General features: G+C 49.6%; 13 protein-coding genes. 7 read left to right on the plus strand and 6 right to left on the minus strand.

Going from position 1 to position 11,799, the window contains the following annotated elements; genetic code table 11:
- Nucleotides 1–96: 96 nt before the first annotated feature.
- Nucleotides 97–1,686 (minus strand): sigma-54 interaction domain-containing protein, encoded by a 1,590-nt coding sequence (locus ACRJJO_RS12435; protein ID WP_431066038.1) that lies wholly within the window; start codon nucleotides 1,684–1,686, stop codon nucleotides 97–99.
- Nucleotides 1,687–2,229: 543 nt separating this feature from the next.
- Here ACRJJO_RS12435 and ACRJJO_RS12440 point away from each other — a divergent pair.
- From ACRJJO_RS12440 to ACRJJO_RS12465, 6 genes are all read left to right on the plus strand, one after another.
- Nucleotides 2,230–2,964 (plus strand): cysteine hydrolase, encoded by a 735-nt coding sequence (locus ACRJJO_RS12440; protein WP_431066039.1) that lies wholly within the window; start codon nucleotides 2,230–2,232, stop codon nucleotides 2,962–2,964.
- Nucleotides 2,965–3,025: 61 nt separating this feature from the next.
- Nucleotides 3,026–3,280: a glutaredoxin 3 gene (gene grxC, locus ACRJJO_RS12445; protein WP_431066040.1), complete on the plus strand. Its 255-nt coding sequence runs from the start codon at nucleotides 3,026–3,028 to the stop codon at nucleotides 3,278–3,280.
- A gap of 84 nt (nucleotides 3,281–3,364) precedes the next feature.
- Nucleotides 3,365–3,835: a DUF1348 family protein gene (locus ACRJJO_RS12450; protein ID WP_431066041.1), complete on the plus strand. Its 471-nt coding sequence runs from the start codon at nucleotides 3,365–3,367 to the stop codon at nucleotides 3,833–3,835.
- A gap of 106 nt (nucleotides 3,836–3,941) precedes the next feature.
- The gene (locus tag ACRJJO_RS12455; RefSeq protein ID WP_431066042.1) at nucleotides 3,942–4,487 is read left to right on the plus strand and encodes a carboxymuconolactone decarboxylase family protein; all 546 of its coding nucleotides are present in this window, start codon (nucleotides 3,942–3,944) and stop codon (nucleotides 4,485–4,487) included.
- A gap of 60 nt (nucleotides 4,488–4,547) precedes the next feature.
- On the plus strand, nucleotides 4,548–4,748 hold the full coding sequence (locus tag ACRJJO_RS12460; RefSeq protein WP_431066043.1) for a hypothetical protein: 201 nt from the start codon (nucleotides 4,548–4,550) through the stop codon (nucleotides 4,746–4,748).
- A gap of 102 nt (nucleotides 4,749–4,850) precedes the next feature.
- Entirely contained in the window at nucleotides 4,851–5,177 is a 327-nt protein-coding gene (locus tag ACRJJO_RS12465; RefSeq protein ID WP_431066044.1) for a pyridoxamine 5'-phosphate oxidase family protein, read from the plus strand.
- A gap of 521 nt (nucleotides 5,178–5,698) precedes the next feature.
- Here the strand turns inward: ACRJJO_RS12465 and ACRJJO_RS12470 are convergent.
- The 5 genes from ACRJJO_RS12470 to ACRJJO_RS12490 all read right to left on the minus strand — a co-directional run bounded on the left by ACRJJO_RS12470 (nucleotide 5,699) and on the right by ACRJJO_RS12490 (nucleotide 10,366).
- Nucleotides 5,699–6,256, minus strand: a complete 558-nt coding sequence (locus tag ACRJJO_RS12470) for a recombinase family protein (RefSeq protein ID WP_431066045.1) — start codon at nucleotides 6,254–6,256, stop codon at nucleotides 5,699–5,701.
- 76 nt (nucleotides 6,257–6,332) lie between these two features.
- Nucleotides 6,333–9,266 carry a UvrD-helicase domain-containing protein gene (locus ACRJJO_RS12475; protein WP_431066046.1) on the minus strand — a complete coding sequence of 978 codons (2,934 nt, stop codon included), beginning with the start codon at nucleotides 9,264–9,266 and terminating at the stop codon, nucleotides 6,333–6,335.
- A gap of 42 nt (nucleotides 9,267–9,308) precedes the next feature.
- Nucleotides 9,309–9,551 (minus strand): DUF6868 family protein, encoded by a 243-nt coding sequence (locus ACRJJO_RS12480; RefSeq protein ID WP_404359264.1) that lies wholly within the window; start codon nucleotides 9,549–9,551, stop codon nucleotides 9,309–9,311.
- A gap of 153 nt (nucleotides 9,552–9,704) precedes the next feature.
- Nucleotides 9,705–10,217: a hypothetical protein gene (locus ACRJJO_RS12485; protein WP_431066047.1), complete on the minus strand. Its 513-nt coding sequence runs from the start codon at nucleotides 10,215–10,217 to the stop codon at nucleotides 9,705–9,707.
- Nucleotides 10,214–10,366 carry a hypothetical protein gene (locus ACRJJO_RS12490; protein ID WP_431066048.1) on the minus strand — a complete coding sequence of 51 codons (153 nt, stop codon included), beginning with the start codon at nucleotides 10,364–10,366 and terminating at the stop codon, nucleotides 10,214–10,216. Before ACRJJO_RS12490 ends, ACRJJO_RS12485 begins: the two co-directional genes overlap by 4 nt.
- Before the next feature lie 428 nt (nucleotides 10,367–10,794).
- Here ACRJJO_RS12490 and ACRJJO_RS12495 point away from each other — a divergent pair, with 428 nt between their 5' ends.
- Nucleotides 10,795–11,616 (plus strand): alpha/beta hydrolase, encoded by an 822-nt coding sequence (locus ACRJJO_RS12495; protein WP_431066049.1) that lies wholly within the window; start codon nucleotides 10,795–10,797, stop codon nucleotides 11,614–11,616.
- The last annotated feature ends 183 nt before the right edge of the window (nucleotides 11,617–11,799 follow it).

Consider the following 11,799-nt stretch of genomic DNA (forward strand, 5'->3'; position numbering starts at 1 on the left):
TCCTCACGGCGGCGGTCCGCTAACCTTTGCTGGATAATCCGAAACATCGGGCGTTAATCGATTTTCTACAAGATATTCGGCTGTAACGCCAAGGCCTTAACCAGGCTTGCTGATACCCAGAACCGTCATGCGATACTTTAGCGTTGACGGCTTAATCCCCAGTAATTCAGCGGCACCATCTGGCCCCCACACCCGCCAATCGGCGTGTCGCAGTGCAGCGATCAGATTAGCCTTTTCTCGTTCCCGCATCTCGGCCTCTGTGACAAAATCGGCTTCATCCGACGGTTCCGGGTTTGTCGTTATGTCTGACGTTATGTCGGCTGCATCCGGCATCGCCAGGTCGAAACGCGCCCGATTGCCGGTGCTCAGGATCACTGCGCGTTCGATGATGTTTCTGAGTTCCCGGATATTACCCGGCCAGCTATGCGCCATGAGTCGCTGCACCTGCTGATTTGATAAAGACATCGGGTCGCGGCCAAGCTCCGTACAGGTACGTTCCAGGAAATGCTCGGCCAGAAGTCCTATATCTTCACGGCGATGCCGCAATGGCGGAACCAGGATCGGAAATACACCTAAGCGATAATACAAATCTTCTCGAAATCGCCCGGCCTTTACTTCGGCTTCCAAATCTCGATTGGTAGCCGCAACAACCCGTACATCCACCTTGATCGTCCGCTCATCACCGACTCTCTCGAACTCCTTTTCTTGCAGGGCACGCAACAGCTTGCTTTGCAGGCTCAATGGAATTTCGCCGACCTCGTCAAGAAACACCGTACCGCCGTCGGCCAACTGCAAGCGACCGGCACGGTCACGATGCGCCCCGGTAAAGGAACCTTTCACATGACCGAAAAATTCGCTCTCGAACAAGTCCTTCGGAATGGAGGCACAGTTGACTTTAACCAGTGGTTTGCCGGCTCGCTCACTCCTATCATGGATGGCGCGTGCAATCATTTCTTTACCGACACCTGATTCTCCCAGAATCAGCACATTGGCCGGCGTTGCGGCGACGGCGTCGATCTGGGCCATGGTACGTTGCAGTGTCGGGCTATTGCCAATGATATCGCCAAAATCCGACACGGTTTTTATCTCGTCGCGCAAATAATCGCGTTCCTGCTCCAGTTGTTCTTTTAGCTGTTTGATCTCCTGAAACGCCGCTTCGCGCTGCCGCTCGATCTCCTTGCGTTTCGAAATATCCCGAAAAACCACCACCGCACCTTCTATGGAGCCATCCCGGCGGATCGGCGTACTGGTGTACTCGACAGGCACGGCGGAACCGTCGATATGCCAGAACACTTCGTCATCCACTCTATGCACTTCGCCGTCCTGTAATGCTGCGTAGATTGGACATTCAGTGTGTACATAAGGCGAACCATCCGGATACGAATGGTGATGAATATCATGCACCCGCTTTCCGATGACTTCCTCCGGATTCCAGCCCAGAATTTCCTTGGTTGCGGCATTACCGAATGTCGCTTTGCCCTTGCTATCGAGCCCATAAATCCCTTCGCCTGCGGCTTTGAGTATCAACTCGTGCATGGTACGCAAGCGACGAAGTTCATCAAGCGCCCGATTCAGATCCGTATTGCAAGTGGCTGCCAGGCCAAGCCCCGTCGATCCTGACTCAAACTGCATTGGCCAAGCCGATAGAAAGCCCTGAGTAATGCCGCTTTCGCTCAGCAGAGACACGGGGACGTCCTGTAGCGAGCTGCTTTCAAGGAGCGATCTCCGTAGTTTTTCTTCCAACGAGGAAGCTTCACTAAACAGATCTGAAATTGAAAAGTTATTACTGTCATCAGTGCTTAACAGACCAAACCTAGCACGCCAACCCCGGCTGAGGTGACGGCAAACCAAGTTTTCATCCAGCACAGCCAATAGCGCAGGTGCGTGTTGCATCAGCCATTCAATCATGAAGATCTCCTCAGTTTTTTCAGGATTAGGCCACAACTTTTTGAGTTACGCAAGTTTTTGAGGTCGATGAATCCACTTATCTTATTGTTTTTGAACAAATTTTATCATGGCATGCACTTTGTTATACAACAATTGCACAACGGGAGAACCCGAGATGAATGCCAGACAATGCAACCACCTTATCAATATCAATCGAATACTGATCTTTGCACTGATGTTGGGCGGAATGTTGATGGATGGTCTTCAATTCGCCGATCTGCCTACATGCATCCCCTTTCCATGTAACCCAACCTGTGGCAATAGCCACAACAGGAGAAAACCATGAAGACAATCGTTAAAGCTCTGGGAACGATTGCGTCCCTAGCCGCCATCCCGGTCGCGCTTGCCGATCTGCCCGATCCCGGGATGCAGATTATAAAGGATCGTACGGCACTAGTTGTGACCGATCCGCAGAACGACTTCCTCAGTCCCAAGGGTGTTACCTGGGGCGTGGTGGGCAAGAACGTCAAAGCCAACCATACCGTAGAGAACATCGAGTCGTTATTCAAGACGGCGAAGGCCGAAGGCATCCCGGTGTTCGTTTCGCCGCACTACTATTACCCGCACGATCACGGTTGGAAGTTCGAAGGCGCGCTCGAAGCCCTAATGCATAAAATCGGTATGTTCAATCGCAAGGACCCGTTGACGATCGAGGGCTTTAGCGGCTCCGGTGCCGATTGGTTGGAACGCTACAAGCCCTACATCAATGACGGCCGTACCACGGTGACCAGTCCGCACAAGGTCTACGGCCCGGAGACGAACGATCTGGTGTTACAGCTGCGTAAGCAAGGCATCGACAAGGTGGTGCTGGCCGGCATGTCCGCCAACTTGTGCACCGAGTCGCACATGCGGGAACTGCTCGAGCAGGGGTTCGAGGTGGCCGTCGTGTCGGACGCGACGGCGGCGGCCCAGGTCGAGGAAGGTGATGGTTACGCAGCCGCTCTAGTGAACTTCCGCTACATGGCCAACACGGTGTGGACCACCGAACAAGCCGTCTTAGCCATGCGGGCCAAGTAAGCGAATAAGCATCCAACAATGTTTTAAAAACCCTGTAATAAACCTGATAGAGGACACGCAAATGAACAAAATCGAAATTTACTCAACGGATATATGCCCCTGGTGCAGGCAAGCGAAGGCGCTATTTAGTTCCAAAGGACTCGACTTCGAAGAGATTAACATCACCTCGAATCAGGCTCGTGCGATCGAGATGATCGAACGTTCGGGCCGCCGCACGGTGCCACAGATATTTATCGACGGCAAACACATCGGCGGATTTGACGATCTTTCCAAGCTCGACTTATCCAAGCGATCAGAAGTCAGTAACTGTAATTGATTGAGAGCAAGCCCCTAATCCTCAGGATGAGGCTATTCCAAAGGCTTCAGCCTTTGAGCGAAGTTTAACCAAGAGGTGAAAACCATGAACGAAACAAGACCACCATTACCCCCTTATCGCGCCGAAACGGCAGCGCAGAAGGTTCGCCTGGCCGAAGATGCCTGGAATAGCCGAGACCCGGAAAAGGTTGCTTTGGCCTATACGCCCGACAGCAATTGGCGCAATCGCGCAGAACGCGTTACCGGTCGCAAAGAAATAGTCGGGTTTCTGCGCCGCAAATGGGCAAGAGAACTGGACTATCGACTGATTAAAGAGCTGTGGGCGTTCACAGACAACCGTATCGCCGTCCGCTTTGCCTACGAGTGGCACGACGACGCAGGCAACTGGTTTCGATCTTACGGCAACGAGAACTGGGAGTTTGATGATAGCGGCCTGATGCGTCTACGCATCGCCAGCATCAATGACCTGCCAATCAGTGAATCTCATCGCTTGTTTCATTGGCCCTTGGGCCGACGCCCTGACGGGCATCAAGGCCTTACCGAATTGAGTCTGTGACTCATATACTGAGCCGAAAAACAATGGCTCCAATCGTTAGCCGCTGGCTAGCGGCAATCATCTACCCCGCCTGAAATCGGCAGTTATCCAACAAAGGAGAAAGACCATGTCACGCATTTCTATTCCAACCCTCGACAATGTCCCTGAAGCGTCTAAAGCAATACTCGACGCCGTTCAGAAACAGCTGGGCACAGTTCCTAACCTGTTCCGCCTGATCGCCATCAGTCCTGCGACGCTGACCGCGTACTCCAACTTCCAAAGTGCGCTTTCCAGAAGTCTCGACCTCAAGACACGCGAACGTATAGCGGTGGCCGTTGCGCAGGTAAACGGTTGCGACTATTGCTTGTCTGCCCACACCTATCTGGGCTTGAATTTAGCAAAAATTAGCGCGGAGGAAATCGCGCTGAACCGAAAAGGCGCGTCGACCGATGCAAAGGCAAATGCTGCGGTGAGCTTCGCGGCCAAAGTCGCACTTAAACGGGGTCACGTAAGCGACGCCGACATTGCTGAAGTGCGCATTGCCGGTTTTACCAACGCACAGATCGTGGAGATTATCGGCCTCGTTGCTGAGAACAGCTTTACCAACTACCTCAACGAAGTCGCCAAGACCGACATCGATTTTCCGGAAGTCCGGGCTTCTGAGGCTGCTTGATGACAACTAGCTCGGGATATTTGTCCCGAGCCATTTCAACGATTATACCGGAGGTTCATCATGTCCTATGGTTTTCTCGACATTGCAATCACACCCAGTGTCAGAGCCGCGCAAAAGGAATCGGGTGCTGATTCCTTGTGGTCAGACTTTAAAGGGCACCGTGCCTTTGACCGTTTTACAGAAAACGAGGTCGCATTCATAGCCGGTCGGGATAGCTTTTATCTTGCCACGGTATCCGAAACCGGCTGGCCTTACGTTTAGCACCGGGGAGGTCCACAGGGATTCCTTAAGATAGTCGATGATCGCACGCTTGCTTTCGCGGATTACCGCGGTAATCGGCAATACATCAGCGTCGGCAACGCAATGGCCGAGAATCGCGCTTGTCTGTTTTTCATGGATTATGCGCGCCGTGCCCGCTTGAAGATGTACGTGCATGTTGAAGTCATTCCGCTCGATACCGACCCGGTACTAACACAGCTGGTTACCATACCGAACTATAAAGCAAAGCTTGAACGCATCTTCTGCATGCGGCTTGAAAATTACGACTGGAATTGCCCGCAGCACATTACTCCCCGCTTCACTGAACAAGAGATTGCCGAGGCTATTCGGCCGCTTCGTGAACACATGGAGGCACTTGAATCAGAAAATTATGAGCTACGTGCCAAGCTTGCAACCCATAGCGAGTATTGATCAGTAATGTCATGGAGTAGAGGAATGTCCACACTGTCTAGCAGCATACTGCATGCTCTGGTCCGGAATACGAGAGATTTCAGTGGGTAACAGCAGACAGACAGCGGCATATGAGATAAGTGTCACTGGGTTGTTCAGGGACTCTTCGCATACTCTACATTCAGGATGAAAGCCCAAATCAGAATCCCATTAACACATGGCATTGTAGCCAAGCAGTCGCTCAACGTCGCGTTGATCAACCCGAGGCAACCTCAACCTTCTTGCCGATCCGGCACACAGAAAAAAGGGTACTAAAATATCTATGCTAACCTGACAGTCTGGAATTCATTCAACTGCTGTCATTCGCAGTGGCAATCTAGCGGTCCGCTTGTGGCCGTTTGCGAACCCTCGTCCCGTAACGTAAGCAACCCGGTATAGAAGTTTCGTCGCATGAATTTATCTGCTAATACCTATTTTCGGATGAATCTTTACGGTCACTCAAAAACGACCATTTTTAGGAGCTCAGAAAAGTACCATTATATTTAGGCTTTTTTGTTGGTCGCTAAAATCCGGTAAACGCTGGCCTCACCGATGTTAAGCTGCCGGGCAATCTGCGTTTTTGTTACGCCATTGGCCGCGAGTTCAATGACTTCCTGGCGGAGTTCAGCGGCCAAGGGCTTTCGGCCTTTATACTTGCCGGCGGCTTTTGCCTTGGCGACGCCTTCCCGCTGCCTCTCCAACATGATTTCCCGCTCGAATTGAGCGACACCGCCCAAGACGGTGAGCATCAGCTTGCCGGTGGGCGTCTGCGTATCCATGCCCAGGTTAAGAATGCGCAGGCCGGCCTGCTTTTTTTCCAGCGTCTGAATAATGGCCATGAGATCCGCAACCGATCGAGCTAACCGGTCAAGCTTTGTCACGACCAAGACATCGCCTTCCCGGGTAAACTCCAAAGCCGCTTCTAACTGAGCTCGGACGGAAACCGAGGAAACCTGTTCATGGTCGATTTTTTTACACTGAGCCGCTTCGAGTTCTCGAAGTTGTGCTTCAATCCCGGCAATTTGTTCAGTAGTCGACGTTTTGGCGTAACCGATAATCATGTTTCTCTCAATAGAATTTTTAAATGCTGTGATAGGGTGTCTGTCACAATGCAAATTAAGGTCTATTGATAGGGTTTTAAGCGGGGTTCCCCACCCTTTTTTCCTCAGAAGCGAGTAATTTCGCGCTCTTCAGATCGATAAATTGCTCGGTATGATTACAGGAAAATTCAGAGTTCTTGCGGAAATGCGAGCAACCCCAGAATTGTCCGTATGGGCCTTTTCGCAAGCTGAGTTTGCCGCCGCATTTAGGACAAACCGGCTCGATATGTCCGCAGAGCCGGTTTTCGCAGATCCGGAATTGGCCCTGTTGGCGTAAACCGCCGCCGCATTCAGGACAGGCCGATTCGATGTGCGTGCATAGCGGATACTGATTGCATCCGAAAAAACGGCCATGCCGGCTATCTTTCGGCACTAGGTAGCCGGTTTCACATTCGCGGCAGGGAATATCGGCCACTTTCTCATGAAAAGCCTCGCCGCTAAATTCGTCAACGCGAATATCATAATGTTGATCGACCAGTTCGCGGATAAAATCGGACGCCTTGTCGGCATCGCTGACCAGATAGACATGATGCCGGGCGCGGGTCATCGCGACATAAAACAAACGCCTTTCCTCGGCATGGTCGAACGTTTCGGCTTTCGGCAGTAATAGCTCCACTAACGGATGGGTCTTTTTTTCCGACGGAAAGCCGTTTTTGCCTTTTTCCAGTCCAAGCACGATCACATAATCGGCTTCCTTGCCTTTCGATGCATGCACCGTCATGAATTGAATCTGCAAACTGGGATACTGCCGTTTTAAGCTCGACAAATCCGGCTTTCTAAAATTGAACCGGGCCAAGATCAATACACTGGCTTGCACGGCGGTCTTGGCATTAATTGCCGATAATGCCGCATTCAGGCCGACCGGATCGAGCCGAGTCCGGATGAGCGAGACGGCCGCTTGTGCGATGACGGTATGGCTTTCGATTCGCTTGGCGATTTGCGTTGGGTTTTGCATGACAAAACTGGACGCTACCGCACCGATTTGGTTATTGAAACGAAAGGTTTGATCCAGAATGCTCAAGGCCGTATCGCCGAAATGTTCCTCGAATTCCTGGGTGATCGTGACATCGCTGCCGGTAAAACGGTAAATCGATTGCCAGTCGTCGCCGACGCAAAACAGGCTGTGGTTCGGGTTATGAGTTAGCAAAGCCTTGATCAGTCGGGAGCGGCTGGCCGATATGTCTTGGAATTCATCGACCAGAATATGCGTGTACGGCGAACGGAAGCGTCCGGCTTCGACATAGTCGATCGCCCGCCCGATCATGTCTTCGAAATCAATCGTATCGGTGTCGCGCAAATACTGTTGATAGGCTTCGTAAATAGGCTCAAACAAAAAAGCCGCCGCGTGCATGCGTTCATGATCTTCATGTTGCTGAGTCAGCGCGACCAGGCTTTTGATATTCAAATAGGCGGCTTTAAACAACGCCAGCATCTGAGCCAGCAATTGACCCAGTTGCGAAATATGGCCGAATTGATGCAATTGCTGAAGCAGTTCATTGTTGGGCAGCGGATCGAAAACCACACCCGCTTGTTTCAGTTGCAGTTCCAGCGATTGCGTTAACATACCTTGTTGCTTCTGATAGCTGTAGGTTTCGATCAGGGTGGTCCGATGTTTTCGATGCAAGGCCTGTTTCCACGCCATTGCCTCCAAATAGCTTTGCCGGTCGATAAACGGCGGCGTTTGCTGATGTTCGTCGACGGCGAAATGTTCGATATAAATACCGTAATCGGGCAAGTAAAAATCGGGCTGATAAACGCGATAATCCGGTCCCGAGGTGTTGATCTGATAATTAGCCTCATAGCGGTAGGCGATACGCTGCCGATACAGAAAATTAGCGATTTCGCATTCTTCGTAGCTCTTGACCAATTCGCCCTGCAGCGTGCGGATGTCGTTTTCGAGAATATAACGGTTATATTCGCCGAGACTTTTGAATTTGAAGGCGCTTCGATAGGGATGGCTGAAGTGTAAGAAATAAGTCATTAGTCGAGACTTGTATTGATCGTCTTGCAGCAACCTTTGGATTTGTTCGTCGACAAATCGGGTGCGAAGATGCTCGTCCTCGGCCATTTTGTCGATGGTCGGTGCAACGCCTTCAACCTGGGCGATGATATGTTTGCCGAGGCTGTGAAAGGTTTTTACGGTCAGTGTATCGATGCGAAGTTTTGCTTGTATTCGCTGCTCCATTTCCTCGGCCGCTTTGCGGGCGAATGCCAACATCAGGATTTGTTCCGGCTTTGCTAGTCCTGCGTTGATTAAATATCCGGCACGGCCGATCATCGTACTGGTTTTGCCGGTGCCTGCGCCGGCCAAGACTAGATTGTGCTGTTCGTCGATCACGCAGGCGCGGCGCTGATTGACCGTTAACGGATTACTCTCCACGTCGTCGAAAAAGGATTTAAATGCCTCGATTTGACGTTCGACATAGGTTTCATTCAAGCGCTCGACCGCGTCGTATCCGTGGTTTAACAAAGGGCGGATGAATTGCAGGGCTTGTGCCGTATCGGCCGGTAAAAAGCGTTGTATATTTTTGCGCTGAATGCCTTTGACCAAGTCTCGATGCGTCTTCAGCCATTGCCGTACGGCAATTCGGCGAATATAGCGATCTCCGGAAAACCATGAGCGCGCTTGTTGATAAGCGCTTTCTATTTCCGGAACCAGGCGTTGATAAAAATCGTGGAGATATTGGCGGTTGGCTTGCTGCAAGTCGGTTTGCAAGCGTTTCGATCGTTTTTTAGCGATGCCGCCCATGCGCACGGTCTCGCTGTTCTCCAGATGAAATGCCAGTACATCCCAGAAGTAGCCTGGCTCCAAGACGATTCTGCTGCCGATTGTCAGATGAGCAATTCGGACCGTCGTTTTGCCTTTATGTAAGATTATGCCGTCTTCGGCTAAAGACAATGAGTCATGATCGGCATGCGAGGCGAATAATGCGGCCAAGCGGCTGATTCGGTAGAGGAATGATGTTTTCAACGAAGTATTCAAGGACAATCCTTTGCCTGTGTCTTCGTGCTCTTATGCGACGATATGCAAGGCAATATAAGGCACGAGATTAAACAGAATGATGCCGATTTTGTAAAGCGCCATGCCTGCGTAATGTATGGCGTCGAATTGTTCGACCGGCAAACGAAACCAGTGCCCGTGTAATCGATACATCCATTCGTGAGCTGAGATAAATAGCAGTCCCCATAAAAGCAGCACGCTGAAATTGATTATGGAACACCATAAAAGGATTTCACGTATCAGTTCAATGTTCATGGGCGAGTCTCCTATGATGGTTAAGGGGAAATAATAACAACTCGATGACTCTTTTTGCCGACATTCTTGCCAATCACCAAGCTATTTTTAGACTTTTTTCGAACTCAGCAATAATCGATCAAAGTATGAATATGTTCGAATCTTGAGATGAAATTAGAGTTCCATAACTAGCAACGGTATACCGTAACTGGCAAGAAAGTAGGCAATTGCCGAAATAACGCTTGGCGTTGCGTTGTACAAAAAGACTTGCCGGAAAATATAACTGATAACTGCAATATACCAAATGACTAAAAACACGCCGATCCCGATTGATATTTCTTCTTGATATTCAACATGTTTCATTACCATAACAACATCCAGCACTTCAGCGGCAATCGCCAAGGTGATGATAAAGTTTTCGCAGACAAAGATGGCAGTGAATACTTGTTTAAAATATTGCCATTTCTTCATCGTCAGCAAAAAAACAGTAATAAATGAAAAAGCCATTATGGTCCTCATCAATACTTCCAAAGTACCGCTGACAGGATCGGAAATAAGCCCTTCGACGATCATGCCTGAAACAAGATAGAACCCCAAATTCTTCGCTACGAACGATGGTCCGGGAATTAAATTTATAGGATTATTTCGGAACAAACAAAGCCAAAGATAATTGAGTAATAAGTTCATCGAGAGTTTATTGAGGTTAAAAAAAATAGGGCAGGCCAACTAAAAATAACCGATTTTTTTTGTTTTTGACTTTCTGCTTTTGCTATTTGGTTAACTAAAGAAAGATCAAAAAGACTCATTTTCCCACGGATTACAGTAAATGTAAGCATTCAATCCCCCTCTTTTTCATAGAGGGGGATTGAATGCTTAGGATTTGGGCATAAATAACGTCCCTATTTTTGGAGGGTTCGGTAACTCGATTGGCAGGTGTCGGCGGCAGGGCAGATTTTTGCTCCTGCAAAATCTGCATTCATGCCATCCTTGGCAATCAGGCCCCGCCTTCAAGCCACGGATGTATTCACCCAGTACCTAAATAAGCCATGGTAGTGAATCATTGCCAATGACCTATAGAATTTAGGTGTTGGGTTCATGGCGTCTTGCCAGGCGAGTTACCGGACCCTCGACAAAGGTCATAACTCCAGGAAGTTATTTTTTCGCGAAATCCTTACTTCCTTTCAGAAAACCGAAAATGTGGCCGCGCGAAGGATATGATAATTTATTAGCGACAAAGGGTATATTTTAACGATGCGGCTTTATTATGGTCATTAAACAAATGATTTCGATACTGTTACTTTATTTGTTGTTTCTATTGGCTTTATTTATATGGCAACGAAACCTCATTTATTTTCCCGGAAAGCAGTCGTTAGCGAAGCAACAAGAACAGGCTGAACGTCTAAGTCTGGAACTTTGGCCGGCAAAGGAAAACTATCTTGGGTTGATGTCTAAATCGACCATGAGAGGCAGTAAAGGAACGGTTATTGTTTTTCACGGTAATGCGGGAAGCGCGATCAATCGGGTTTATTACTTCAATGCATTGGAAAGGCTGGGATACCGGGTTATTGTTGCCGAATATCCTGGGTATGGCGCAAGATTAGGCGCGCCATCGGAATCGGTATTGATAAGCGACGGCATAGCCATCGTAACACAAGCACGGGACGATTTTGGCGATCCCATTTTTCTTTGGGGCGAGTCGCTGGGTAGCGGTGTGGTCGGGGGAATCGTGCATTCCGGAAAAGTCCCGATTAAAGGCATTGTAATGATGACGCCGTTCGATAGCATGGCTAACGTTGCGCAACACCATTATTGGTTGTTTCTGGCTAAATGGCTGATTCGCGACCGCTTCGATAATCTCAAGTTCTTGAAAGGCTATAGCGGCAATACGGCTATGGTGATTGCCAAAGAAGACCAAATCATTCCGAATCGCTATAGCTTGAATTTATATGACTCACTTCAATGTCATAAAAGGCTGTGGTCGTTTAAAAATGCCGATCACAACAGCTTGCCGCTGGCTCCGGAATTGCCGTGGTGGCAGGAAGTGATGCACTTTATCGATGAAGCTGAACAAGTGATTAACGAGTAAGGATTTAGTCGTAAATAACTTCCCTATTTTACGGAGGGTTCGGTTGCTCGATTGGCAGGTGTCGGCGGCAGGGCAGATTTTTGCTCCTCGGCAATTGCTCCTGCATCGCCTAAAGCGCCTACTGTTGGTGCCCTAATACACGCCATCCATGGCGTAATGCAAAATCTGCATTCATGCCATCCA

It is taken from the genome of Methylotuvimicrobium sp. (genome assembly GCF_050611805.1).
Classification (GTDB): Bacteria; Pseudomonadota; Gammaproteobacteria; order Methylococcales; family Methylomonadaceae; genus Methylotuvimicrobium.